General features: G+C 63.7%; 24 protein-coding genes and 2 riboswitches. Of the genes, 16 read left to right on the plus strand and 8 right to left on the minus strand.

All coding sequences use genetic code 11. The features are described from left to right. Positions 1–30: 30 nt before the first annotated feature. The gene (locus ACQY1P_RS21790; RefSeq protein WP_430255434.1) at positions 31–969 is read right to left on the minus strand and encodes a LysR family transcriptional regulator; all 939 of its coding nucleotides are present in this window, start codon (positions 967–969) and stop codon (positions 31–33) included. A gap of 92 nt (positions 970–1,061) precedes the next feature. Here ACQY1P_RS21790 and ACQY1P_RS21795 point away from each other — a divergent pair, with 92 nt between their 5' ends. The 3 genes from ACQY1P_RS21795 to ACQY1P_RS21805 all read left to right on the plus strand — a co-directional run bounded on the left by ACQY1P_RS21795 (position 1,062) and on the right by ACQY1P_RS21805 (position 4,976). Beyond that, positions 1,062–2,345 carry an NAD(P)/FAD-dependent oxidoreductase gene (locus tag ACQY1P_RS21795; RefSeq protein WP_430255436.1) on the plus strand — a complete coding sequence of 428 codons (1,284 nt, stop codon included), beginning with the start codon at positions 1,062–1,064 and terminating at the stop codon, positions 2,343–2,345. Positions 2,346–2,428: 83 nt separating this feature from the next. Then, positions 2,429–3,970 (plus strand): L-piperidine-6-carboxylate dehydrogenase, encoded by a 1,542-nt coding sequence (amaB, locus tag ACQY1P_RS21800; protein ID WP_430255438.1) that lies wholly within the window; start codon positions 2,429–2,431, stop codon positions 3,968–3,970. 7 nt (positions 3,971–3,977) lie between these two features. Then, positions 3,978–4,976 carry a P1 family peptidase gene (locus ACQY1P_RS21805; protein WP_430255440.1) on the plus strand — a complete coding sequence of 333 codons (999 nt, stop codon included), beginning with the start codon at positions 3,978–3,980 and terminating at the stop codon, positions 4,974–4,976. On the opposite strand, the gene cobD is transcribed toward ACQY1P_RS21805, so the two are convergent. Next, entirely contained in the window at positions 4,973–5,989 is a 1,017-nt protein-coding gene (cobD, locus tag ACQY1P_RS21810; RefSeq protein WP_430255442.1) for a threonine-phosphate decarboxylase CobD, read from the minus strand. The genes ACQY1P_RS21805 and cobD overlap by 4 nt on opposite strands. Here cobD and cbiB point away from each other — a divergent pair. Further along, positions 5,988–6,953, plus strand: a complete 966-nt coding sequence (cbiB, locus tag ACQY1P_RS21815) for an adenosylcobinamide-phosphate synthase CbiB (RefSeq protein WP_430255444.1) — start codon at positions 5,988–5,990, stop codon at positions 6,951–6,953. The two genes, cobD and cbiB, sit on opposite strands and share 2 nt — an antisense overlap. Here cbiB and ACQY1P_RS21820 read toward each other — a convergent pair. From ACQY1P_RS21820 to ACQY1P_RS21835, 4 genes are read right to left on the minus strand one after another with little or no spacing between them, the layout of a single operon-like run. Continuing rightward, the gene (locus ACQY1P_RS21820) at positions 6,937–8,394 is read right to left on the minus strand and encodes a cobyric acid synthase (protein WP_430255446.1); all 1,458 of its coding nucleotides are present in this window, start codon (positions 8,392–8,394) and stop codon (positions 6,937–6,939) included. The two genes, cbiB and ACQY1P_RS21820, sit on opposite strands and share 17 nt — an antisense overlap. A 3-nt stretch (positions 8,395–8,397) precedes the next feature. Then, positions 8,398–9,012: a cob(I)yrinic acid a,c-diamide adenosyltransferase gene (cobO, locus tag ACQY1P_RS21825; RefSeq protein ID WP_430255448.1), complete on the minus strand. Its 615-nt coding sequence runs from the start codon at positions 9,010–9,012 to the stop codon at positions 8,398–8,400. Next, positions 9,009–9,770: a CbtA family protein gene (locus tag ACQY1P_RS21830; RefSeq protein WP_430255450.1), complete on the minus strand. Its 762-nt coding sequence runs from the start codon at positions 9,768–9,770 to the stop codon at positions 9,009–9,011. The genes cobO and ACQY1P_RS21830 overlap by 4 nt, the downstream gene beginning before the upstream one ends. A 14-nt stretch (positions 9,771–9,784) precedes the next feature. Beyond that, a complete protein-coding gene (locus ACQY1P_RS21835) occupies positions 9,785–9,961 on the minus strand; it encodes a CbtB domain-containing protein (protein WP_062576923.1) in 177 nt (58 codons plus the stop codon). Positions 9,962–9,998: 37 nt separating this feature from the next. Further along, a riboswitch (cobalamin riboswitch) is annotated at positions 9,999–10,199 on the minus strand. A gap of 57 nt (positions 10,200–10,256) precedes the next feature. After that, positions 10,257–10,482: riboswitch (cobalamin riboswitch) on the plus strand. A 102-nt stretch (positions 10,483–10,584) separates the two neighbouring features. On the opposite strand from ACQY1P_RS21835, the gene ACQY1P_RS21840 reads away from it, so the two are divergent. Genes ACQY1P_RS21840 through ACQY1P_RS21870 form a run of 7 tightly spaced genes read left to right on the plus strand, consistent with a single transcriptional unit; the run spans position 10,585 to position 18,829 of the window. Continuing rightward, positions 10,585–11,013 (plus strand): DUF1636 family protein, encoded by a 429-nt coding sequence (locus ACQY1P_RS21840; RefSeq protein ID WP_430255452.1) that lies wholly within the window; start codon positions 10,585–10,587, stop codon positions 11,011–11,013. Next, positions 11,010–12,047 carry a cobalamin biosynthesis protein CobW gene (gene cobW, locus ACQY1P_RS21845; protein WP_430255454.1) on the plus strand — a complete coding sequence of 346 codons (1,038 nt, stop codon included), beginning with the start codon at positions 11,010–11,012 and terminating at the stop codon, positions 12,045–12,047. Before ACQY1P_RS21840 ends, cobW begins: the two co-directional genes overlap by 4 nt. A 21-nt stretch (positions 12,048–12,068) precedes the next feature. Continuing rightward, complete coding sequence (gene cobN, locus ACQY1P_RS21850) at positions 12,069–15,371, plus strand: cobaltochelatase subunit CobN (RefSeq protein WP_430255456.1); 3,303 nt, start codon at positions 12,069–12,071, stop codon at positions 15,369–15,371. Then, complete coding sequence (gene cobG / locus ACQY1P_RS21855) at positions 15,368–16,675, plus strand: precorrin-3B synthase (RefSeq protein ID WP_430255458.1); 1,308 nt, start codon at positions 15,368–15,370, stop codon at positions 16,673–16,675. Before cobN ends, cobG begins: the two co-directional genes overlap by 4 nt. 2 nt (positions 16,676–16,677) lie before the next feature. Beyond that, entirely contained in the window at positions 16,678–17,307 is a 630-nt protein-coding gene (locus tag ACQY1P_RS21860) for a precorrin-8X methylmutase (RefSeq protein ID WP_430241649.1), read from the plus strand. Continuing rightward, on the plus strand, positions 17,304–18,068 hold the full coding sequence (locus ACQY1P_RS21865; RefSeq protein WP_113112120.1) for a precorrin-2 C(20)-methyltransferase: 765 nt from the start codon (positions 17,304–17,306) through the stop codon (positions 18,066–18,068). The genes ACQY1P_RS21860 and ACQY1P_RS21865 overlap by 4 nt, the downstream gene beginning before the upstream one ends. Further along, complete coding sequence (locus tag ACQY1P_RS21870; RefSeq protein ID WP_192088363.1) at positions 18,065–18,829, plus strand: precorrin-3B C(17)-methyltransferase; 765 nt, start codon at positions 18,065–18,067, stop codon at positions 18,827–18,829. The genes ACQY1P_RS21865 and ACQY1P_RS21870 overlap by 4 nt, the downstream gene beginning before the upstream one ends. On the opposite strand, the gene ACQY1P_RS21875 is transcribed toward ACQY1P_RS21870, so the two are convergent. Then, the gene (locus ACQY1P_RS21875; RefSeq protein WP_430250807.1) at positions 18,793–19,560 is read right to left on the minus strand and encodes a cobalt-precorrin-6A reductase; all 768 of its coding nucleotides are present in this window, start codon (positions 19,558–19,560) and stop codon (positions 18,793–18,795) included. The genes ACQY1P_RS21870 and ACQY1P_RS21875 overlap by 37 nt on opposite strands. A 1-nt stretch (position 19,561) precedes the next feature. Here ACQY1P_RS21875 and cbiE point away from each other — a divergent pair, with 1 nt between their 5' ends. Genes cbiE through cobM form a run of 3 tightly spaced genes read left to right on the plus strand, consistent with a single transcriptional unit; the run spans position 19,562 to position 21,980 of the window. Continuing rightward, on the plus strand, positions 19,562–20,812 hold the full coding sequence (cbiE, locus tag ACQY1P_RS21880) for a precorrin-6y C5,15-methyltransferase (decarboxylating) subunit CbiE (RefSeq protein ID WP_430255460.1): 1,251 nt from the start codon (positions 19,562–19,564) through the stop codon (positions 20,810–20,812). After that, positions 20,809–21,195, plus strand: a complete 387-nt coding sequence (locus ACQY1P_RS21885) for a cobalamin biosynthesis protein (RefSeq protein ID WP_062463559.1) — start codon at positions 20,809–20,811, stop codon at positions 21,193–21,195. Before cbiE ends, ACQY1P_RS21885 begins: the two co-directional genes overlap by 4 nt. After that, entirely contained in the window at positions 21,192–21,980 is a 789-nt protein-coding gene (cobM, locus tag ACQY1P_RS21890) for a precorrin-4 C(11)-methyltransferase (protein ID WP_184655616.1), read from the plus strand. Before ACQY1P_RS21885 ends, cobM begins: the two co-directional genes overlap by 4 nt. Here cobM and ACQY1P_RS21895 read toward each other — a convergent pair. Then, positions 21,950–23,065, minus strand: a complete 1,116-nt coding sequence (locus tag ACQY1P_RS21895; RefSeq protein WP_430256756.1) for a cobalt-precorrin-5B (C(1))-methyltransferase — start codon at positions 23,063–23,065, stop codon at positions 21,950–21,952. The two genes, cobM and ACQY1P_RS21895, sit on opposite strands and share 31 nt — an antisense overlap. 62 nt (positions 23,066–23,127) lie before the next feature. Here ACQY1P_RS21895 and cobA point away from each other — a divergent pair, with 62 nt between their 5' ends. Together cobA and ACQY1P_RS21905 are read left to right on the plus strand one after the other, a co-directional pair. Next, a complete protein-coding gene (cobA, locus tag ACQY1P_RS21900) occupies positions 23,128–23,913 on the plus strand; it encodes a uroporphyrinogen-III C-methyltransferase (RefSeq protein ID WP_430255462.1) in 786 nt (261 codons plus the stop codon). Continuing rightward, the gene (locus tag ACQY1P_RS21905) at positions 23,910–25,223 is read left to right on the plus strand and encodes a cobyrinate a,c-diamide synthase (RefSeq protein ID WP_430255464.1); all 1,314 of its coding nucleotides are present in this window, start codon (positions 23,910–23,912) and stop codon (positions 25,221–25,223) included. The genes cobA and ACQY1P_RS21905 overlap by 4 nt, the downstream gene beginning before the upstream one ends. Positions 25,224–25,398 lie beyond the last annotated feature (175 nt).

The following is a 25,398-nucleotide window of genomic DNA, read 5'->3' on the forward strand; positions in this document are numbered from 1 at the left end:
CGGTCGGTCAATCACAATAAGCCTCAGGGACTATTGGCCGATAGCGCCCGCGATCGCAAGTGATCGCACACGATCCGCTTCTATCCCGCGCGAGATCCAATCACGAAATACGGCAAGCGGCGGGTAGGTTGCGCGGTCGGGTGGATAGGCGAGATAATACTGGCCCGTCCCCATCGATCCCTTGGCAACCGCCTCCACCAGCAGCCCCTGTTGCAGTTCGCGCTCAATCAGGAAGCGCGGCAGCAGCGCCGTGCCGAGGCCTGCCACGGCCGCCTCGACCATGGTCGCGAACTGATCAAACAGCATGCCATGCAGTGCGTCGAACTCGGTTGCTGCCTTGCGGAACCACGTCTCCCAGGCATCCGGCCGGCTGTTGAGGTGAAGGAGCGGCGCATGCACCAGATCCCCAGACGCCTGGATGCCATGCTTCCTTAGGAAATCCGGGCTGCAGGCCGGGATCACATCCTCGTCCATCAGAAAGGTAAGCGCTGCACCCGGCCAGCGCGCCGAGCCGAAATGGATCGCCGCATCCAGCGTATCGAACCGGAAGTCGAACGGCTCCAGCCGCGTTGTCAGGTTGACGACGACGCCGGGATGGAGATCGAGAAAACGGCCGATCCTTGGAGTTAGCCAGCGCGTGCCGAAAAACGGCAGGATGCCGAGATTGAGCGTACCGCCGGACGGATTGGCCCGAAGGTTGAGCGAGGCATTGGAAATCCGCCGCAGCGCTTCACGCACCTCGCGGGCATAGGCATCACCGGCGAGCGTCAGCCGGATCGTTTGCCGCTCGCGCAGGAACAGCGCCACGCCCAGCTGCTTTTCCAGCGCGGAGATCTGGCGGCTGACGGCGCTCTGCGTCAGGCCGAGTTCGTTCGCGGCCGCAGTGACGCTGCCACTGCGAGCCGCCGCCTCGAAGGCGGCAAGAAGCGAAAACGATGGAAGAAACCGTCTTGGCGGGAGCATTGTCATTCCTCCCGCGAATGACCTGTTGAGATTATGTCGATATTCATCGGGAAACCGGTTCTGTAAAGTCTGCAAAACATAAAGTTCGGGAACTTTCGATGCTCGACGACCAGCGCTCCCACGGCCTCTGGGAAAGAACCGCTCCTGCGGCTCCTTCCACTTTTCCTCTGAGAGGATCAACGTCGTCGGACGTGGTGATCGTCGGTGGCGGCTATACCGGCCTCTCCGCGGCGCTGCATCTGGCGGAACGCGGCGTCGACGTCGTATTGTTGGAAGCCGCCGAGATCGGCTTCGGCGGTGCCGGCCGCAATGTCGGGCTGATCAATGCCGGCATGTGGGTGATGCCGGACGATTTTCCGAAGGAACTCGGCGATCTCTACGGCGAGCGGGCGCTCGACCTGCTCGGCAACGGCCCTTATCTGGTGCGAGAACTGATCGAGAAGCATGACATCGCCTGCGAGCTCGAAACCAATGGCACGCTTCACTGCGCTGTCGGTGACAAGGGACTGCGGGAACTGGAGGAACGCGCGCGCCAATGGCAGAAGCGCGGTGCCCCGGTCACCATGCTGGATGCGGCAGAGACCGAACGCCGGATCGGCACAAACGCCTATTCGGGCGCGCTCCTCGACATGCGCGCCGGCACGCTTCAGCCGCTCGCCTATGCCCGCGGCCTCGCCCATGCGGCGATCAAGGCCGGGGCGAAAATCCACACGGGCAGCGCCGTCATCGAAACGTCCGAAACCGATGGCAGGAAGATCGTCAAGACTGCTGACGGCGAAGTTCACGCCGACTGGATCATCGTATCGACCGACGCCTACAGCACCGGCCCATGGGCGCAGATACGGCGCGAACAGGTGCACCTGCCCTATTTCAACCTGGCAACAAAGCCGCTATCCGCCAACCTGCGCGGATCGGTGCTGCCGAATTCCGAAGGCTGCTGGGATACGAAGGAAGTCCTGTCCTCCTTCCGGATGGACCAAGCCGGCCGCCTCGTCTTCGGTTCCGTCGGCGCATTGCGGGGAACGGGCCGCGACATCCACAAATCCTGGGCACGGCGGTCGCTGAAGCGGCTTTTCCCGCAGCTCGGCGACGTGGAATTCGAGGCCGAATGGTACGGCAAGATCGGCATGACCGACAACGCCCTCCCGCGCTTCCACAAATTCGGCCGCAACGTCATCGGATTTTCCGGCTATAACGGTCGCGGCATCTCGCCGGGCACCAATTTCGGCAAGGTTCTTGCCCGCCATATCCTCGGAGAAATCACCGAGGAAGACCTGCCGCTGCCGCTGACCAGCGTCACCGAACCAGGCTTTCGCACCGTCAAGGAAGCCTATTACGAGGCCGGCGCCCAGATCGCTCATTTCACGGGCGAACGCTTCTGACCCTGAACGAATATCGGCGAACCTGTTGTCAAACCGGCCCCGATTTGTAGATTGACCCCAAATTTCGATATCCGGAGACCGACATGACGCTCGCCAAACTCGACCTCGTCGCCGAAGTGGACAAGATCTTTGCTGATCTCGGCGTCACAGCCGACCAGTACAAGGGCGGGACGCTCACCGTCCGCTCGCCGATCACGGGCATGGAAATCGGCAAGCTGCCGGAAGTGAGCGCAGACGATGCCACGAAGGCGATCGACGCAGCGCACCAGGCCTTCCTCGAATGGCGCCTCGTGCCGGCGCCCAAGCGTGGCGAACTGATCCGTCTCCTGGGCGAGGAACTGCGTGCCGCCAAGACTTCCCTCGGTCGCCTCGTGTCGATCGAAGTCGGCAAGGTCACATCCGAAGGTCTTGGCGAAGTCCAGGAAATGATCGACATCTGCGATTTCGCAGTCGGCCTGTCGCGCCAGCTCTACGGCCTGACGATCGCAACCGAGCGTTCCGAGCACCGGATGATGGAAACCTGGCATCCACTTGGTCCCGTCGGCATCATCTCCGCCTTCAACTTTCCCGTCGCCGTCTGGTCGTGGAATGCAGCGCTTGCCCTCGTCTGCGGCAATTCCACCATCTGGAAGCCTTCGGAAAAGACCCCGCTGACCGCACTCGCCACCCAGGCGATCTTCGAAAAGGCACTGTCGCGCTATGTCGCCGACGGTGGAAAAGCCCCACAAAACCTCTCGACCCTGCTGATCGGCGGCCGCGACATCGGCGAAATCCTCGTTGACCACGACAAGGTGCCGCTCGTCTCTGCGACCGGCTCCACCCGCATGGGCCGCGAAGTCGGTCCGCGGCTGGCCAAGCGCTTTGCCCGCTCCATTCTCGAACTCGGCGGCAACAATGCCGCGATCGTCACCCAGACGGCCGATCTCGATCTGACCCTGCGCGGCGTCGCCTTCTCCGCCATGGGCACAGCCGGACAGCGCTGCACGACGCTCCGCCGCCTCTTCGTCCATGACAGCGTCTATGATGCGCTCGTGCCGCGGCTTGCCAAGGCCTACCAGTCGGTCACCATCGGCTCCCCGCTGCAGGACGGCAATCTCGTGGGCCCGCTGATCGACCAGGCAGCCTTCGACAAGATGCAGGCGGCACTTGAGGCAGCCAAGGCCGCCGGCGGTACGGTCGTTGGCGGCGAACGCGTGCTGGATGCCGAAGCGGCTGATGCCTACTACGTGCGTCCGGCGATCGTCGAAATGCCTGATCAGACCGGCCCGGTCAGAGACGAAACCTTCGCGCCAATCCTCTACGTCATTCGCTATCAGGACTTCGACGAAGCGATTGCGCTGCACAACGACGTGCCGCAGGGCCTCTCCTCGTCGATCTTCACCAACGACATCCGCGAAGCCGAAGCCTTCGTATCGGCGCGCGGTTCCGATTGCGGCATTGCCAACGTGAATATCGGTCCTTCGGGCGCTGAAATCGGTGGCGCTTTCGGCGGCGAAAAAGAAACCGGCGGCGGCCGCGAATCAGGCTCCGATGCATGGCGCGCCTATATGCGCCGCGCCACCAACACCGTGAACTATGGCCGTACCCTGCCGCTCGCGCAGGGCGTCAAGTTCGATATCGACTGATACTCGCATGGTGGCGCCATTGAACCTTCTCACCGATATCGAAGGCGTGGCCGTCGGCCACGCGACCGATCTGCAGCTTGGCTCAGGCGTCACCGCAATCATCTTCGACGAGCCGGCAGTCGCTTCCGGCTCGGTTCTCGGAGGTGCACCGGGCGGGCGCGAGACAGCCCTTCTCGACCCGTCCATGACGGTGCAGACAGTCGATGCCTTCGTTCTCTCGGGCGGCTCGGCCTTCGGGCTGGATGCAGCCGGCGGGGTGCAGGCGGGCCTGCGCCAGATCGGCCGCGGTTTCCCCGTCGGGTCTGCCAAGGTACCGATCGTGCCGCAGGCGATCCTGATGGATCTTCTGAACGGCGGCAACAAAGACTGGGGCCTCCATTCGCCCTATCGCGACATGGGCTACGACGCCTTCTGTGCCGCGCAGAAAGGCGCATTCGCTCTCGGCACGGTCGGGGCCGGAACCGGCGCCACGACCGCGACCGTCAAGGGCGGAATCGGTTCGGCAAGCGCGAAGACGTCGTCGGGGCACACGATTGCCGTCCTCATGGCCGTCAATGCGATGGGTGCCGCAACAGTCGGTGATACCAAGCACTTCTGGTCGGCACCGTTCGAGCAGGATGACGAGTTCGGTGGCCTCGGCCTTCCCTCGACATTCACAGACGACCACACGGCCCTGCGGATGAAGGGCGTGACGTTGAAGGCGACGACGATCGGCGTGGTCGTCACTGATGCGGTTCTGACCAAGGCGCAGGCGCACAGGCTGTCGATCATGGCGCATGACGGACTGGCACGCGCCGTCTTGCCAGCACATCTGCCGGGAGATGGCGACACGATCTTTTCAGCAGCCACCGGAAAAATCCCGATGGAAGACATGGGGGCCTTCGCCGAACTCTGCCATCTCGCAACCCTGGTCACAGCAAGAGCCGTGGCACGTGGCGTCTTCGAGGCGACCGCGCTGCCAAACGCCAGCGCCCAACCCGCCTGGAGCGACCGGTTCGGCGGCTAGAAGCCTCCGAGTGCCGCTTCCAGCCGAGACCAGTCCTTCTCTTCAGGCATCCCCAGCCGTAGATCGTCCGGACGCTCGCTAAAGCGGCGAGTGATGATCCCGTGTTCGCCGAGATGCTGGAAGAGACCTTGAGCACGCCTGTCACGTATAAAACGAAACAATGACGTGCCGCCGAAGACCGGAATGCCGGCAGCGGACAGAGCTGCGTCCAGCCTCCCAGCATCTGCGCCGAGCCTGGTTCGCATAGCGGCCTGCCAATCGGCATCGGCCAGCGCTTCGGATGCCACATGCAAAGCCGGACCGGAGACCGCCCAAGGCCCGAGCCTCTCCTCGATCTTCACGGTGATATCGGGATGGCCGATCGCAAAGCCCAGCCGCAGGCCGGCCATGCCATAGAACTTGCCGAAGGAGCGCAACACGATCAGCCCGCCCTCGCCGACAGCGCCGACAACGCTCTGCGCTTCCGACACATCCATGAAGGCCTCATCGACGACGAGCAGCCCGCCCTTCGCGCGCATGATTTCGGCCAGCGCCAGAATGTCATCCATCGACACGATCCGGCCGGTCGGATTGTTCGGGTTGACGATGACGGCGAGACTGGCGGTCGAGAGGTGGTCGAGATCATCCGTCTCCAGAACCTCAAAGCCTGCCATCGTCGCGGCACGCGCATGTTCCGCATAGGTGGGCGATAGGATCGCTGCCTTTCCGTCCCCTCCGACAAGGCCGGCGATGATCGGCAGCAGGATCTGCGTTCCCGGCCCAGCCGCGATATGAGATGGTGATGGTGCCTGGTACGCCTCAGCTGCAACCGTCTTCAACCTCTCGAGCGAAGAAGGCTCCGGCAGACGTGCAAAAACATTGCCGGGGATCGGCGTATGCGGATAGGAATGCGGGTTGATGCCGGTCGATAGATCGATCCACGGCTCGGGTGCCCAAGGAAACAGCGCACGCGCCATGGCGAGGTTGCCGCCATGCTGTATCGGACTGCCCAACTCAGAGATCGCCAACGTCATGTTCCTTCTCGCATTCTTCGCCCTGATCACCGAGCGCATCTTCGGCTATCCGGACTGGCTGTTCAAACGCGTCGGCCATCCCGTCACCTGGATCGGCCGGCTGATATCGGCACTCGACAGTCGATGGAACCGCGAGGGCGAGGATTTCGCCAGCCGCAAACGCATGGGCATCCTCGCGCTCATTGTCCTCATCGGCTGCACCGTCGCCGCCGCGCTGGCGATTGCCGCCGTTCTCATGCTTTTGCCCTTCGGACCGATCCTTCTCGTGCTTGCCGCAGCCAGCTTGCCGGCCCAGAAAAGCCTCGAGACCCATGTTGAAGCCGTGGCAACCGCGTTGCGCTACAACGGGCTCGACGCCGGACGCAAGGCCGTCTCGATGATTGTCGGCCGCGATCCGGAAAAGCTCGATGACGCCGCGGTTTGCCGCGCGGCGATCGAAAGCCTGGCCGAGAATTTTTCCGATGGCGTCGTCGCCCCTGCCTTCTGGCTCGGCATCGGCGGCCTCTCGGGCGGCGCGGCCTACAAGGCTGCCAATACCGCAGACAGCATGATCGGCCATCGGTCGCCGCGTCATGAAGCGTTCGGCTGGGCCGCGGCCCGGTTCGATGACCTGATCAATCTGCCGGCCTCGCGACTGACGGCCGCGCTGTTCGTCGTGGCCGCTGTCTTCGTCAAGGACGCCTCGCCCCGCGATGCCATGCGTGCAATCCGCCGTGACGCGAAACACCATCGTTCGCCGAACGCCGGCTGGCCGGAAGCGGCGATGGCGGGTGCGCTTGGCATCGCGCTCGCTGGTCCCCGAAGTTATGGCGGCCAGATGATCGAAGCCCGCTACATGGGCGATGGCAACCGGACCAATCTGAATTTCGACGACATCACCCGCGCCCTCAAGCTCGCGCGCGTGGCGGATGCGCTGCTGATCAGCCTGTTCGGCATCCTGGCGCTGCTCATCTGGCAATTTTGAGCAGTCCGTCGATATCGAGATGCTGCTCCATATGCGCGGCAAGGCGATCGAGAATGGCATCGACATTCGCCTCGTAATTCAAGCCCGACACTGTGCCGCCGAGACGCGACAGCCAGGCTGAACGCTGCCGGTCGTCGCAAAACAATCCGTGCACATAGGTGCCGACCACCCTGCCATCCCGAGACGACGCACCTTCCGGATTGCCGCCAATGCTCGAAAACGGACGTGAACAGTCGAAGCCAGTGGTATGACCCGTATGCATTTCGTAGCCGGCGAAGGATATTCCGTCTGCGCTGACGCCTGTTACCGCCTCCAGCCGCTTCGACGCCGACAGAACGGTTTCGACATCGAGAAGCCCCAGCCCCTCCGCCGAACCGGGAGGACCTTCCGATCCCTCTGGATCCGATATCCGTCTGCCGAGCATCTGATACCCGCCGCAGAGGCCGAGCACCCGCCCGCCGCGCCTGTAATGAGCTGCGATATCGGTATCGAAGCCCGCTTCCCGGAGCGCCGCCAGATCGGTGATCGTCGCCTTCGAGCCGACCAGCAGCACGAGATCGCAGTCTCCAGGGATAGCCTCGCCGCGCCTGACACGGATGAGTTCGACATCCGGCTCCGCTTCCAGCGGATCGAGATCGTCGAAATTGGAAATATGCGGCAGGATCGGCACTGCGATGCGCAGTTTCGCGTCGGGCTTGCGCGCAAACGACTGGGTAAGGCCGAGCGCATCTTCTGCCGGCAGAAGTGCTGCATCGGCGAAATGCGGCAACAGTCCGATCGATTGCCAGCCGGTAAACGAACCGATCATCCGCATGCCCTCGGCAAACAAGGCGGGATCGCCGCGAAAACGGTTGACGATAAAGCCGTGGATCATGTCAGCATCCTCAGCATCGATGACGAGTTTGGTGCCGGCGAGGCTCGCAATCACGCCGCCCCGGTCGATATCGCCGATCAGAACCACCGGGACATCGGCAGCGCGGGCAAAACCCATATTGGCAATGTCGTTCTGGCGAAGGTTGATTTCGGACGCGCTGCCGGCCCCCTCGACGAGGACGAGGTCTGCCCGGGCTTTGAGGATCTCGAAGCTTTCAAGCACCCGCGAAAGCAGTCTCGGCTTCAGAAGCTGGTATTCGGCCGCCTTGGCATTGCCCTCGACCCTGCCCTGCACCACCACCTGGGCGCCGACTTCGCTTTGGGGCTTCAACAGAACCGGGTTCATATGGACGCTGAGCGGCACGCTGGCCGCCCTCGCCTGCAGGGCTTGCGCCCGGCCGATCTCGCCGCCATCGGCAGTGACCGCAGCATTGTTGGACATGTTCTGCGGCTTGAAGGGCAGGACACTCAAGCCCCGCAGCGTGAAGACGCGGGCAAGCCCGGCAACGACCAGCGACTTGCCCACATCCGAGCCTGTCCCCTGAAACATGAGAGCGCGCGCCACCACCCGTCAGAACTCGATGCCGGCCTGGGCTTTGACGCCGGCCTTGAAGTGATGCTTGACGAGCGTCATCTCGGTCACCAGATCCGCCGCCTCGATCAGAGCCGGTTTTGCATTACGGCCGGTGACGACCACGTGCAGATCCGCCGGGCGCGCCTGTAACTGGGCAACGACCGTTTCGAGATCGAGATAATCGTAACGCAACGCGATATTGAGTTCGTCGAGAATGACGAGGCCGATCGTTTCATCCGCCATCAGTTCGAGTGCCATGCCCCAGGCCTTCTCGGCAGCGGCGATGTCGCGTTTGAGATCCTGAGTTTCCCAGGTAAAGCCCTCGCCCATCGTGTGCCAGGCAATGCGGTCACCGAACACAGCAAGCGCCGGCTGCTCGCCGGTTGACCATGCGCCCTTGATGAACTGCACGATGCCGACGCGGCGGTTGTGGCCGAGCGTCCGCAAGGCCAGCCCGAAGGCCGCCGTAGACTTGCCCTTGCCGGAGCCGGTATGAACCATGAGGAGCCCCTTCTCGACGGTCTTCTCCGCGACTTCGGCATCCTGAACCGCCTTGCGGTTTTCCATCTTGGCGCGGTGGCGCTGCTCGGTGGTCTGATCGATTTCCTTCAACGGACTGCAAGCTCCTTGGACGTGGTCGAAATTTCCTCACCAGCACGAAAACGCTCGCGAATGACGCCGGAAAGCGCTCCGAGAACGGCCCAGAAGACGAGGTTCGTCGCGTAGACGGCATTGACGAACCGCGCATGCAGTTCGATCGGCACCGCGGTGTCATGGGTCGGCGGCAACGGTGCACCGATGATGTGCGGAGCAACCAGCAGGACGACCGCCAGAGCCGCAAGAAGGGCGGAACGGGTATAGGCAAGCAGCCCGAGGGCCAGGGCGGTGCAGACTGCCGTCGCGATCCACCAGAGCTGCCGCGGTCCGAGTTCGGCGACGGGCATGCCCGGGAGTTCCGGCGGCAGGCCGAGGCCGGGTGCAAGGCTGACGGTGAGGAAGCCGGCAATGCCGAACATCAACCCGCCGCGCCATCCGCCAAACCCGCCGAGTGCTTCGGCAATGGCGATGGCAACCAGCGCAAAACCGATGGCCGACAGTGCATTGGCGGCAGCCGTGTAGGCAAAGCGCTCGAGCCCGTCGGCCGGCGCCCATGCCTCTTCGGCATGTTGATGCTCAGTGGAGGCAGGGGCTGCAGTGCCTGCCGCCGGAGCAGCAGCATGGCTATGCCCGGCGGCGCTGCCGGCGTGTTCATAGGTCTCTGCCGCGATGATAAGCGGCACGACCGAAAAGCTTTGCATCACGGTCATCAGGAGCCCGGACAAAAGCCCGGCGATCACCGCCGTGAGGACGATGTTACGAAACAGCGACATTGGGGAAATTCCTCTTAGTGGCAGGGAAAGGCCAGCGAGTGGCGCGTATCGTGGGCTGCGTTGTGCACGGCCTCGATATGCGAAAAGCCGACAAAGCCGACGATGAACAGGCCGAGTATGGCCGTCATGCCAAGAGGAATGATTTTCGATGCGGAAACGCTGGCTGCACCGGCAGCAGAGTTCGTAACCATGGACGTCGTCTTTCTGCCCTCCACCCGAGGACTTTCACTGTGCCTATCGTCTCCGGCAGGTCTCCTGGCTCGCGGATCGAACGCCTCTGACCCGCCTTCCCGGATGTCTCCAGTGGCATGTTGAGCAGAGACTTTCCGCTTACAGTTGCGGGGGCAGCCGCGGGTTTGACGCCAAGATGTCGTCGCACCGCATTCCCTTCGATGAGCCCTCTCGGGCACCAAAGACGTGATCACTATAGACGGTTTCCCCATACGGGCAATCGCCTTTGCGACATTGACACTGCCCTGCGACAAGGCTTAGGTGACTGCGATACGGTCCCTTGCCGGCAACGGTAGGGGCTAAGAGAGAATGCGGTGCGAGCCCGGGATCATCTTGAGATTCCATGGTTCAATGCCGCGGCTGCCCCCGCAACTGTAAGCGGCGAGCCATCCTGCCACTATGGCCACGGGAGAAATCCGGGAAGGCAGGCGGATGGTGACGACCCGCGAGCCAGGAGACCTGCCGTTCGAAAACGTGCCTTTCCGGGCGGGGTGCTCCGGTAAAGCTTCTTTCACTCTGCAGGATTGGCTTGCCTTCCTGTCGTGCACCCCGATGTTATTGGCTTGGGCGGTAGTGCGACACGATGGTGATTGACGAACGAAAAGACGAGCGCGACGCGTCCGCAGACGGCCTTGCCGGCGAGCCGGATGTGACGATTTTCGTCTGCACCAATTGTCGCGAGGCTTCCGATAGCGAAGCGCGCCCGGGCATCGGCCTGATGGCGGCACTTCGCGAGGCGGCCGCCGGCAAACCGCTCTCCATCAAACCCGTCACCTGCCTTGCCAACTGCGAAAAAGGCCCAAGTGCTGCCTTCAACCATCGCTCCGGCTGGTCCTATGTCTTTGGTCATCTGTCGCTCGACACGGTCGAGGATATCTTGGTCGGCGCGATGATGCTGGCTGACGACGAGCGCGGTCTACTTCCCCTTCGCGGCCGCCCCATGTGCCTTCGCGGCAAGGGCATGACGGCCCGCATTCCACCATTCCAGCACCACGAGGACATGCCTTCATGAGCGTTTCATTCGACCGCGTTCCCTGCACCGTGATCACCGGGTTTCTCGGTGCCGGCAAGACGACGCTGATCCGTCACCTGATCGAAAACCTCAAGGGCAAGCGGCTCGCGATCATCGTCAACGAGTTCGGCGATGTCGGCATCGATGGCGACGTGCTGAAGGGCTGCGGCATCGAAAGCTGCCCTGACGACAACATTATCGAACTTGCCAACGGCTGCATCTGCTGCACCGTCGCCGACGACTTCGTTCCGGCGATCGACCAGATCCTGGCCCGCGAACCGCGCGTCGATCATATCCTGATAGAAACCTCCGGCCTTGCCCTGCCGAAGCCGCTCGTCCAGGCGTTTCAGTGGCCGGATGTGAAGGCCCGCGTGACGGTGGATGCCGTCATTGCCGTGGTGGACGGTCTGGCGCTTGCGCAAGGTCGCGTGGCCGACGATCACGAAGCGCTCGAAGCGCAGCGCAGCGAGGACAGCTCGATCGATCACGACGACCCGGTCGAGGAAGTGTTCGAGGACCAGATCGCCTGCGCCGACATGATCGTGCTGACCAAGACCGACCTTCTCGACCAGGCGTCGCTTGCCGCCGCCAAGGGCCGCGTCCAGGCGCATCTGCCGCGCGCGGTGAAGATCGTGCCGGCCGCAAACGGCGCCGTCGATCCGAGCGTGCTGATCGGTCTCGGCCTTGCCGTCGAGGACGATATTGAAAACCGCAAGACCCATCATGACGACGAGCTGGATCACGATCACGACGATTTCGACAGTTTCGTCATCGATATTCCAGCCGTTGCCGATGCGGACGAACTCGCTGCCCGCATTTCCGCCACGGCAGAAGCGGAAAACGTGCTGCGCATCAAGGGTTTTGTCGACGTTGCCAACAAGCCTATGCGTCTTCAGGTCCAGGCGGTCGGTTCGCGCGTGAATCATTACTTTGACCGCGCCTGGGGCCCCGGCGAGACCCGCCAGAGCCGCCTCGTCGTGATCGGTGAAAAGGGGATGGACCGGGCGGCGATCGAAAAGATGCTGGCAGCATAAGAGGGCTGTAGAAGGAAAAGGATGCATATTCTCGCCACCACCTCGTCGTCGCTCGACGACCTGATCGAGCCGGTCGACCTTAACCAGTCGCCGGCGGATGTGGTGGTGCTGTCTTTTTCCGGCAGTGACCTGAACGGCATTGCAGCGGGTTGGAGCGATGGCAAGGCGAGCCTCTGCCTCACCAATATCTCCGACCTGCGCCATCCGATGTCCGTCGATCTGTGGCTCGAAAAGACCGCCGCCCACGCGCGCTTTATCCTGGTGCGCATTCTCGGCGGCTATGATCGCTGGGCCTATGGCGCCGATCAGCTGTCGCGACTGGCGAAGCGCAAGAAGATCCCGCTCGCGATGCTGCCAGGGGAATGCAGCATCAGCGACGACCGCCTGGCCGCTGCCTCGACAGTGCCCGATGCGACGCTGACGGACGTTCTTGCCTTCTTCCGCGAAGGCGGGCCGGACAATATGCAGCGTCTGGCGCGTCGGCTGGATGCGCTGGCAAACGACGATACGCAAAGCTTGCCGACCGCGACGCCGATGCCGAAGCGGGGTTTCTACAAGCCCGGCCACGGCATCTCGACCGCCGATGAGCTTACTGCTGGCTTCCCGCCCGATGCGCAGCGGCTGCCGATTCTGTTCTATCGCTCCACGTTGCTTGCCAATGATGCGGCCCCGATCGACGCGATGTATGAGGCACTGGCCGCCCGCGGGTTCGCACCGATGCCGATGTTCGTCGGCGGCCTGAAGGATGCGGAAACCATCGGCTTTGTCGAACAGGCGATCGCAGAGCTCGATCCGGCCGCCATTCTCACCACGACAGCCTTTGCAAGTGCGACCGATGACAACGGCGATACGATCTTCGACCGCTCAAGGGTTCCCGTCTTCCAGCTGGTGACCGCAACGACACGGCGCGACGGTTGGATGGAAGGCCGCCGCGGCCTCAACCCTTCCGATCTCGCCATGCATGTGGTGCTGCCGGAACTGGACGGCCGCATTCTTGCCGGCGCGATCTCGTTCAAGGCGGGCGACAAGACGGCCGATCTCGTCAACCGGCCCGAACCGGACCGTATCGAACACGTCGCAGACCGGATCGCCGCCTTCCTGGCCATGAAGACCGTTTCGAGGGCCGAGCGGAAGCTCGTCATCCTGATGCCGGATTATCCGAGTGCGCCGGGCCGCACCGGTTATGCCGTCGGTCTCGATGTGCCGCAAAGCGTTCTGACGATCCTCAGCACGCTATCGACAGCCGGCTATTCGATTTCGGATATCCCGCAAACCCCGCGCGCGCTTCTGGATCTCCTGGCCGAAAGAACGGCGCAATTTCCGCTTGCAACCTACAGCCCTTCAGCTGGCATCGATGCCGCCTGGGGCGAACCCGCGATGGACGCGGATCTCGAAGACGGCGCCTATCGTTTCCGCGCCGCGCAGTTCGGCAATGTCACGGTGGCGCTTGCCCCGGACCGTGGCCGCGATGCCGACCGGCGCACTGACTATCACAGCCCGGACCTGCCGCCGCGCCACGCCCTCAACGCCTTCGGTCAATGGATGCGCAGTGCCGTGGGTGCCCATGCGATCGTTCATGTCGGCGCCCATGGCACGCTGGAATGGCTGCCTGGGAAAACCGTGGCGCTGTCAAAAGACTGCTTCCCGGAACTTGTGACCGGCGGCCTGCCGGTCATCTATCCCTTCATCGTGTCCAATCCCGGCGAGGCGGCGGTTGCCAAGCGGCGCATTTCCGCAGTTACCATCGGCCACCTGCCGCCGGTTCTGACAGGCGCAGGCCTTTCGGACGAGCAGACGAAACTCGAGCTGCTGGTCGACGAATACGCGCAGGCGGACGGGCTGGACAAGCGCCGACGCGACCGGCTGGCAAAACTGATCGTCGAGACCGCCGGCGACTGCGGACTGGCATCCGAGGCCGGGATCACAGGCGACGACGACCCCGACACAGCACTCAGCCGCATCGATGCGTTTCTCTGCGACCTCAAGGACTTCGCCATCAAGGACGGCCAGCACGTGTTCGGTGAAATCGCAGCCGGTGACGAGGATCCGCTGCGGATCACCAGTGCCGGCACCGAAATGCAGGCGCTGCTCGATGCGCTTGATGGCCGGCATATCCGCCCCGGCCCGTCGGGCGCACCCGCCCGTGGACGCCGCGACGTGATGCCGACCGGCCGCAATCTCTACGCCAGCGATCCGCGCACCCTGCCGACCCCGACCGCCTTCGAACTCGGCAAGCGCGCCGCCGACGAGATATTGCGCCGATACCTGCAGGACCATGGCGACTGGCCGAAAAGCCTCGTCTTCGACCTCTGGGGCAGCGCTTCGCTTCGAAGCGGCGGCGAGGAAGTGGCGCAGGTCCTGGCCTTGATGGGTGCCAGACCCGTGCAGGACGCCGCGACTGGCCGTGTCACCGGTATCGAGGTTTTGGCACCGGCCACGCTTGGACGCCCGCGCATCGACGTGAGCCTTCGGATTTCAGGCCTGTTCCGCGACATGTTTCCGGCACTGATCGCGCTTCTCGATGCCGCCATGCGGGCGATTGCCGCGCGCGAGGAAGCCCCGGGCGACAATCCGCTGGCAGAAGACGCGCTAGCGCTCGGCCACGTGCCCCCGCGCATCTTCGGTTCGGCCCCCGGCACCTACGGTTCCGGCATCGAGGAAAAGCTTGCCGACGGCAGCTGGGGCGAACGCGAGGAACTCGGCCGTCTCTATCTCGATGCCACCAGCCACGCGTTCGGCGGCGCTGATGGCGACGGCGTCCACGTTCCCGGCGGGTTTGCCGAGCGAATCGGCAGCGCCGACCTGCTTGTCCATACCGGCGACGATCCCGGCCGCGATCTTCTCGATGGTTCCGCCGACGTTGCCTTCATCGGCGGCTTTTCGGCAGCCGTCGCGGCACTTGGCGGCAAGGCGGATGTGATCGCGCTCGATACGACCGATCCGCAGAAGCCGAAAGCCCGCTCCATCTCCGAGGCCGTGACCCGGGTCGTGCGCGCCCGTGCCGTCAACCCACGCTTCATCGCCGGCCAGATGCGCCACGGTCCCCGCGGTGCAGCCGAACTGGTCGAAACCGTCGACCGGCTGATCGGCTTTGCCGAGACCACCCACGCCGTTCCGCAATCGCTGATTGATGCGACCTATGACGCCTATCTGGGTGACGAAAAAGTCCGCGACTTCCTGTTGTCCCAGAACCCCGAAGGCGCCCGCTACATGGGCCTGCGGTTCCGCGCGGCGCTCGATCGCGGTCTCTGGCATCCGCGCCGCAACGCGGTGGATGCCGAGTTGGAAATGCTGGCAGACGACTGCGAAAGGCTGGTCGCATGACGGCATTTGCACGCGACCAAGCCGAACCGGATATGAGACGCGGCGCCTGCCCTGCCCTGTCTGCGCCGATGATGACCGGCGACGGCCTGCTTGCGCGCGTGCCACTGACCGATGCACTTGCGCCGGAACAACTGGCCGATCTCTGCCGTCTGGCAATGCGCCACGGCAACGGCATGATCGATATTTCCGCCCGCGGCAACCTGCAGATCCGGGGCTTGAGCGAAGCCTCCGCGCCGCAGCTCGAGGCCGAAGTGCGCGCCTTGGACCTGCCGCTGCGCGACGGCCTTGCCGTCGAAGTGCCGCCGCTTGGCGGTGAGGACCCGACCGAGATTGCCGATCCGCGCCCTCTGGCAGACGCAATCAGAGACCGTGCCCGCGACATCCAAGGCCTTGCGCCAAAGACATCTGTCATCGTCGATGGTACGGGTCGCCTGACACTGTCCGGGCTGATCGCTGATATAAGGCTGGTCGCCGTGGAGGCGGATAGCGAAATTCTCTGGAAGATCCTGCTTGGCGGCACCGAAGCTTCCGCGCGCGTTTTCAATGTTTTGCCTGAAACACAGGCCCTCGAGGCGACCGTCTCGCTTCTCGGAAAGCTCGCCGCGCTGGGCAGCGATGCCCGGGGTCGTGACCTCGCTTCAGGTCTACCTGCCAACGATTTTACTGCCGCAACCGTCTCCCCCTTCACGCTGCATCCCCTGTCGGACGAAACGTTCGCGACCGGCATCGGCCAGGCTTTCGGCCAGACCCATGCCGGAAACCTGATCGCGCTCTGCACCGAGGCCACCCGCCTGGACATCCGCACCGTCAAACCCGCGCTCGATCATTCGCTCCTATTCTTCGGCAGCCAGGCCGCGTGCCGCACATTGACGGCATTTGCCGCAGACACCGGTTTCGTGACGTCGACCACCGATCCGCGCGGCCATATCGCTGCCTGTACCGGACGCCCGGCCTGCCGTTCCGGCACCATTGCCACCCATGAGATCGCCACGCGCGCTGCCTCAGAGTGCGCCGACCTTCTGGACGGCTCGTTCAAGCTGCATGTCAGCGGCTGCGCCAAGGGCTGCGCCCATCCGCAGGCAACGGCACTGACGCTGTGCGGTATGCCGGATCACGTTTCGCTGGTTGCCTCTGCGAAAGCGAGCGGCCAACCCTTTGCTTCCATCGCTTTTGCCGATACCAACGCCACGCTTCGCCGCCTTGCCGCTCTCGTTCGATCGGAACGGCGCTCGGGGGAAAATTCCGCTGCCTGCCTTGCCCGGATCGGTCCGGACCGGCTTTGCCAGGCGGCCATACCAGGATGACCATGACCAGTTACGACTATATCCACGAAGGCGATGCGATCTATCTGAAGTCCTTTGCGATCATCCGCGAGGAAGCCGACCTTTCCGCATTTTCGGAAGAGCAGGCGGATGTCGCAGTCCGCATGATCCACGCCTGCGGCCTGGTCGAGGCGGCCGAACATTTCCGCTTCTCCGACGACTTCGTTTCTGCAGCCCGCAATGCGCTGCTGGCCGGCAAGCCCATCTATTGCGACGCATTCATGGTGGCACAGGGGGTAACCCGGGCAAGGCTTCCGGCCGACAACGAGGTGATCTGCACGTTGCGCGACAGCCGCACGGTCGAACTGGCAAAGACGATCGGCAACACGAGATCGGCAGCGGCACTGGATCTGTGGGACGCGATGGAAGGTTCGGTGGTCGCCATCGGCAATGCGCCGACGGCCCTGTTTCACCTGCTGGAACTGCTGGATGCCGGTGCACCACGCCCCGCCGCGATCATCGGCATGCCGGTCGGCTTCGTCGGTGCAGCCGAATCCAAGGAAGCCCTGATGGAATCGACGCATGGCATTCCCTATGCCGTGGTGCGCGGCCGCATGGGCGGCTCGGCCATGACGGCGGCCGCCGTCAACGCGCTGGCGAGGACAGGCCTTTGAACCCCAAAAGTATAAAGGGCAGACTGATCGGCGTCGGCACCGGGCCGGGTGATCCGGAACTGATGACGCTGAAGGCCGTGCGTGCCATCAATGAAGCGGATGTGCTGGCTTTCTTCTGCAAGAAGGGCTCCTCCGGTAACGGCCGCACCATCGTCGACGCGCATATCCGCCCGGGCACGATCGAGCTGCCGCTCGTCTATCCGGTCACGGTCGAGACCCACAAGGACGAAGCCGACTACAAGACGCCGATCAACGATTTCTTCGATCGGTCGGCCGAAGAAGTCGCAGCTTACCTCGATGCCGGAAAGACCGTCGCGGTTCTGAGCGAAGGAGACCCGCTGTTTTACGGGTCCTACATGCATCTGCATGTCCGGCTGAAGGATCGCTACGAGGTGGACGTGATTGCCGGCGTCACCGCAATGTCCGGCTGCTGGTCGATGACGGGCCTGCCACTGGTGCAGGGAGACGATATCCTGAGCGTGCTTCCCGGCACGCTGTCTGAAGAAAAACTAATCGAGCGTCTCTCCGATACCGATGGCGCCGTGATCATGAAGGTCGGGCGCAACCTGCCGAAGATCCGCCGGGCGCTGGCCGCAGTCGGCAAGCTTTCAGGCGCGCTCTATGTCGAACGCGGCACCATGGCCAACGGCGCCTCGGAGCGGCTGGAAACCCGCGACGAAAGCCCGGCGCCCTATTTCTCCCTCGTGCTCGTTCCCGGATGGACCAATCGTCCGGGGCCCGATCATGGAGCGGCAGAATGACGGGATCGCTGACGGTCGTCGGGCTTGGCCCCGGAAGTCCGGACCAGATCACCCCGGAAGCACTGTCGGCGGTTGCGTCGGCAACCGATTTCTTCGGCTACTTTCCCTATATCGACAGGCTGAACCTGCGACCGGACCAGCGCCGCCATGCCTCTGACAATCGCGAGGAGCTGGCACGCGCCAAGGCGGCGATCGACATGGCAGCGAGAGGCGGCAAAGTCTGCGTCGTCTCGGGTGGAGATCCCGGCGTCTTCGCGATGGCGGCAGCCGTCTGTGAAGCGATCGACGAAGGTCCGGCAGAATGGCGCGATATCGATCTTTCCATCGTGCCAGGCGTCACCGCCATGCTGGCGGTTGCGGCAAAGGCTGGAGCACCTCTCGGCCATGATTTCTGCGCGATTTCGCTGTCGAACAACCTGAAACCCTGGGCCATCATCGAAAAGCGTCTCGTCGCCGCGGCAACGGCCGGCTTCGTCATGGCCTTTTACAATCCGATCAGCAAGGCGCGGCCGCATCAGCTGGATGAAGCCTTCGAGATCCTGCGCGCCAACCTGCCGGGCACGGTGCCGGTGATCTTCGGCCGCGCCGCCGGCCGGCCTGACGAGGCGATCCGGATCGTGCCCTTGGCGGAAGCTCAGGGCGACATGGCCGACATGGCGACCTGCGTGATCGTCGGCACGACAGAGACCAAGCTGATCGAAAGAACCGGCAACCGACCGATCGTCTATTCGCCGCGTTTCCTGCGGGAGAGCGTCCAGTGACGCACCCGGTCGACCAGCACGTCCACGCTTGTGGCAGACGGCACATCCGGCAGCTCGGGCCGTTCGATCAGGATGACGTCGATTCCGAGGCGCCGTGCAGCGCTGATCTTGGCCACACTGGCGCGACCGCCACTGTTTTTCGAGACGATCAGGTCGATGCCGTGCTCCTCGAGCAGCCGGATCTCGTCACCCTCGGAAAACGGCCCACGGGCAGTGATGTAGGTCACATCCGGCAGGTCCAGCGGCGGATCGACCGGATCGACGCTGCGCACCAGGTATCGATGCTGTTTTCTCACTTCGAAAGGCAGAAGTTCCTGCCGGCCGAGCGTCAGGAAAACCTTGCGCGGGGCGATATCAAGCGCGGCAACCGCGGCCTCGATACTGCCGACCTCCTGCCACCGATCTCCGTCCTGACGCAACCAGGCGGGCCGTCGCAAAGCCAGGATCTCCACACCCGAGGACGCCGCGGCCTCGGCCGCATTGCGGGAAATCTGCGCCGCGAACGGATGCGTCGCGTCGATCAGCAGATCCACGCCCTTCTCACGGATGAAGGCATCGAGGCCGACAGCACCGCCGAACCCGCCGATCCGCACGGGCACTGGCTGTTCCGCCGGCGCTTTGGTGCGGCCTGCAAGCGAAACAAGGATCTGGTATTCCGGATCGGTCGCCAACCGGCCGGCCAAGGCCTTCGCCTCGGTCGTACCGCCCAGAATGAGGATGGAGTAAGTCAAGTTGCCTCCTGAATCAGAAGTGAGAGCTTTAAACCAAAGCCGCTGGCTGTCCATCGTCGGCATCGGCGAGGATGGCGTGAAGGGTCTCGGCGACAATGCCCGCGACGCGATCGCCGCCGCCGCATTTGTGTTCGGCGGAAAGCGGCATCTGGAGCTCGCCTCATCCCTCATCACAGGCGAATCACGGCCATGGTCGACGCCCTTCGATCCAGCGATGCGCGATGTCGTCGCTCTGCGTGGAAAGAGGGTCTGCGTACTCGCCTCCGGCGATCCCTTCTGCTTCGGCGTGGGTGCAACCCTGTCACGCCATGTGCCGGCCGACGAATTCGTCTCCTATCCGTCCTCGTCCGCATTTTCGCTCGCAGCGTCCCGTCTCGGCTGGCCGCTGCAGGAGATCGAGACGGTCTCGCTTCATGGTCGTCCGCTGGATCTCATCCGCCCGCTCCTGCATCCAGGCCGGCGCGTGATCGCGCTGACATCGGATGAACGGGGGCCTGCGGAACTGGCGGCGCTCCTGACGGAGAGCGGCTTCGGGAAATCGCAGCTGACCGTGCTCGAAGCGCTTGGCGGCGAAGCGGAGCGCATTCGCAAGGTGCAGGCGGACGAATTTGCATTGCAGGATATCAACGTGCTGAACGTCGTCGCGATCGACGTTGCCGCAAACGGTCCGGCGCGCGTTCTGCCGCTGGGCTTCGGCCTCGATGACGCCCTGTTCGAGCATGACGGTCAGATCACCAAACGCGAGATCCGCGCCTTGACGCTGTCGGCTCTTTCGCCCCGGCGCGACGAGCTCCTCTGGGATATCGGCGCCGGATCCGGCTCGATCGGCATCGAATGGATGCTGGCCGATCCCTCAATGAAGGCGATCGCCATAGAAGCGCATCCCGAGCGGGCCGCGCGTATCAGGCGCAACGCCTCAAGCTTCGGGGTTCCGGGCCTCGTCGTGGTCGAGGGCGAAGCACCGTCGGCGCTCAATGGCCTCTCCCCACCGGATGCGATCTTTATCGGCGGCGGCGGCAGCGAACCTGGTGTCTTCGAGACGGCCGCTGCAGCGCTGAAATCCGGCGGCAGGCTCGTTGCCAACGCCGTGACGCTGGAGATGGAAGCGGTGCTGCTGACCGCAAAAGCCACGCTCGGCGGCAGCCTCATCCGCATGGACGTCTCGCGCGCCTCGCCCGTCGGGTCGATGCAGGGTTGGAAACCGGCCATGCCGGTCACGCAGTGGACTTGGACAAAAGGAACAGAACCATGATCGTCGCCGGTTTGGGTTGCCGCAAGGGCACCACGCGCGCAGACCTTTTGTCCGCGCTCGATGCGGCCTGCACTGAGGCCGGTATCATCAGGGGATCTATTGGGGCACTCGCCACCGGAGAGATCAAGCGGCAGGAACCGGGCATTCTGCAGCTGGCCGAAACGCTGGGAATTCCCCTCCACATCGTCAGCGACCAAGCCTTGCTGGACGCCGAGCCACGGACCAAGACCGTTTCCCGCCACAGCTTGGCCCAGACGCCGTCATCCAGCCTGTCCGAGGGTGCGGCGCTCGCGGCTGCGGGAGAATGGTCCGAAATCATCGTGCCCCGGCTGATATCCCAGGGCGCCACCTGCGCCTTGGCGCAAACGAAAGACTATCCATGACCGTCCACTTCATCGGCGCCGGCCCCGGTGCCGCGGATCTCATCACCGTCCGTGGCCGCGATATCCTCAGCCGCTCGCCCGTCTGCCTCTATGCAGGCTCGATCATGCCGAAGGAACTGCTGGACTATTGCCCGGCCGATGCACGGATAATCGATACCGGCTCCCTGTCGCTTGACGATATCGAGGCCGAATATGTTGCCGCTCACCAGGCCGGCAAGGATATAGCCCGCCTGCATTCAGGCGATCTTTCGGTCTGGAGCGCCGTGGCCGAACAGATCCGCCGGCTGGAAAAGCACGGCATCGACTATACCCTGACCCCCGGCGTTCCCTCGTTTGCCGCCGCCGCGGCCGCGTTGCGGCGGGAGCTGACAATTCCCGAGGTCGCGCAAAGCCTCGTCCTCACACGCGTCTCCGGCCGCGCCTCGAAAATGCCCGAGGGAGAAACGCTGAAAGCTTTTGGTGCGACAGGTGCAACGCTTGCTATCCATCTCGCTATCCATGCACTCGACAGGATCGTCGAGGAGCTGATGCCGATTTACGGTCCAGACTGCCCGGTGGCGATCGTCGTACGTGCCTCGTGGCCGGAGGAGCGCATCATCACCGGCACGCTTGCCGATATTGCAGCGAAGCTGGCCGCAGAGCCGGCAGAACGCACCGCGCTGATCTTCGTCGGCAAAGGACTGGGAGCGAATGATTTCGTCGAGAGCCAGCTATACAATGCAGACTATGTACGGCGTTTCCGCCCCGGCTGGGATCAGCTCTCTGCGGCTAAGGACCCGGAATGATCGGACGGCGTGAATTCCGTTCGTCCGGCAAGCTGCCCGTGCCGGTCGAACACCAGGATCTCCAGCGCGATCTTAGGGTCGCCGAGCGACTTTGCGGCGGTCTTCCAGGCAAGCGCGGCAATGCGGTCACCGAGCTTCAGACCACGCGCGCCAGCCATCTCGAACGCCTGCGCGACAGTGTTTGCAGCGATGATCCGCGCAACGAGATCGGCATCGGCGCCAGCGTCTTCCGCCACCTTGGCAAGGGCTTCGAGATCGGCAAGCCCGCGCTTGGAATGCACGTCGAGCATGCCCTGCGCGAGCTTGGTCATCTTGGCGACACCGCCGGCAACGGTTACCTTCGGCACCGGATGGCTGCGGATATATTTCAGCATGCCGCCGACGAAATCGCCCATGTCGATCAGCGCGACGTCGGAGAGGCCATGATAGGCCTGCGCCGCCTTCTCGGACGTATTGCCGGTGGCGCCGGAAATGTGATCGAGCCCGGCCGCGCGGGCCACATCGATGCCGCGCCAGATGGAATGGATCCAGGCCGAGCACGAATACGGGATGACGATCCCGGTCGTGCCGAGGATCGATATTCCGCCGACAATGCCGAGCCGGCCGTTGAGCGTCTTCTCGGCGATCTTTTCGCCGTCGGGCACCGAAATCTCCACCTCGAAATCGGCGCCCTCGCCGGCAACCTCTGTTATCGCCTGCGCAATCATCTGCCGTGGCACCGGGTTGATCGAGGGTTCGCCGGGTGGCAGCGGCAGACCGGGCCGCGTCACCGTACCGACGCCAGGTCCTGCCCTGAACGTGATGCCGCTTTTCGCCGCGCCGCGCCGCACCGTGCTGATGATCAGCGCGCCATGGGTGACATCTGGGTCGTCGCCGGCATCCTTGATGATGCCAGCCTTGGCGAAACCCTCGCCCACCTCTTCGATGGCCAGCGCAAAACCCGGCCGTTGGCCGCCGGGCAGGGTCACCTCCACCAGCGCCGGAAATTCGCCTGTCATCAGCGCCAGACAGGCAGCCTTCGTGGCCGCCGCAGCGCAGGTTCCCGTGGTCCAGCCACGTCGCAGGGTCTTGCTGTCAATATCGATGGCGGCTTCCATGGTCGTTTCTATAGCCCGGCCTTCACCGGCCGGCAAAAGGTTTGCACTCCATGCCCATGAATGAGTTGATCGAAACCATCGTCGAAGCACCGGAATTCGAGCCCGGCCATGTCTGGCTGGCCGGCTCCGGCCCCGGTCATCCGCGCTATCTGACGCTGGAAGTCGCCGATGCGCTGCAAAAGGCCGACGTGATCGTGCATGACGCGCTGGTCTCCGACGCCGTGCTGGCATTGGCGCAGACACACGACATGATCTTTGTCGGAAAGCGGGGCGGCAAGCCTTCGGTGGCGCAGGACGATATTACCGCACGGCTGATCGAACTCGCCAGATCGGCCAAACGCGTGCTGCGTCTTAAGGGCGGAGACCCGTTTATCTTCGGTCGCGGTGGCGAAGAGGCGGAGGCGTTGGTGAAGGCCGATATCCCCTTCCGGATTCTGCCCGGCATGACCTCTGCCCTTGCCGCACTCGCCTGCGCCAATATTCCGGCGACGATGCGCGGCATCAGCCGCTCGATCACGCTTGCAACCGGACATGCCGCCGGCACGCCTGGCGATCTCGACTGGAAAGCTTTGGCGAAGACGGGCGAGCCCATCGTCGTCTATATGGGTGTGAGCACGATCGGCACGATCGCGCGGCTGCTGATGGAGGGCGGATTGGCAGGCGATACGCCCGTCGCGGTTCTGATGGCGGCAACCACACCCTTGGAGCGCTCGATGATTGCGACGCTTGCGACCGTTGAAGCAGAAGTGCAGCGCCAGGATTTCCAGGCGCCGGCGCTGATCGTGATCGGCCGGATCGTCGATATGCAGGCGGTCCTTTCGGGACCTGCACCATGACGGCCCGCGCCCTGATCATCGGTGCACCGCGGTCGGGCTCCGGCAAGACCAGCGTCACCATCGGCCTTTTGCGTGCCTTCCAGCGGCGGGGCATCAAGGTGCGTGGCATCAAGACCGGGCCTGATTATATCGATCCCGGTTTCCACGAAGCGGCAACCCGCCTGCCCGGGCTCAATCTCGACAGCTGGGCCATGGCCCCCGATCTTCTGCGGCATCTGGCACGCGGCCAGGCAGAGGATGCGGACCTGATTCTGATCGAAAGCGCCATGGGTCTTTTCGACGGCATTCTAGGCGAACCCGGTCGCTCAGGTGCCGCGTCCGATCTCGCGCGCCTGTTCGGCCTGCCGGTTCTGCTGGTGCTCGACGTGTCGGGACAGAGCCAGACGGCGGCGGCCGTCGCCTGCGGCTTCATGCATTATGATCCGACCGTGAAAATGGCGGCCTGCGTGCTCAACCGGGCCGGAAGCGAGCGCCACAGAAAACTCTCGGGCGACGCCATCTCCGCGATCGGGCTTCCGGTTGTCGGCACGATTTTGCGCGACCCCACGCTGACGCTGCCCGAGCGCCATCTCGGCCTCGTGCAGGCAAGCGAACATCCGCAGATGGACGCGCATATCGATCGGCTGGCCGATGCGATGGAACAGTCGCTGGATCTCGACGCGATTTTCGAGGCAGCACGTCCGTTCGATATCCCATCCGGTACGACCGAAAAGGCATTGCCTCCGCCGGGACAGCGGATCGCTCTCGCCGAAGACGCCGCCTTTACCTTTCTCTACCCGCATATCAAGCGGGAATGGCAGGCGATGGGGGCAGAGATCATCCGCTTCTCGCCGCTTGCCGACGAGGCACCGCCTGCCGACTGCGACGTCTGCTGGCTGCCGGGCGGTTATCCCGAACTGCACGCGGGGCGGCTTGCAGCGGCTGACACGTTCAAGACGGGGCTGAAGACCTTCTCGCAGACCAAGCCGGTTCACGGCGAATGCGGTGGTTACATGGTGCTTGGCGAAAGGCTGGAGGCTGCCGACGGCGTCAGCCACACCATGACCGGCCTGCTTTCCCATTCCACGAGCTTTTCCAAGCGTAAGATGAACCTTGGCTACCGCCAGGCGCGCCTGATGAGAGAAAGTGCCATTGGTAAGATAGGCGACGTGGTGCGGGGCCACGAATTCCATTATGCTCGAGTGATCGAAGCCGGAACCGACCAACCTCTCGCTATGATTGCAGATGGTCGAGGCGACGAAATAGGTCCGTCGGGCGGTTTCCGGGGAAGGGTGACCGGCACGTTTTTCCATGCGATAGCGCGCGATTAGCAGGATTTGCATCCCTTTCGAAAGGCGCCTAATTTTCGCAACCCATGGGGGGTTGCTAAATGTGTCGCATCGAAGGCACTTAATGTCGTAGCGAAGGCTCACCCACGCGGCAACGCGACCGTAATCTCCATCACGCCTCAACGGGCCTTCGATCGCTAAGCAGACTATTTCCCGA

This window comes from Neorhizobium sp. DAR64872/K0K18 (genome assembly GCF_050500175.1).
In the GTDB taxonomy this organism is placed as follows: Bacteria; Pseudomonadota; Alphaproteobacteria; order Rhizobiales; family Rhizobiaceae; genus Neorhizobium; species Neorhizobium soli.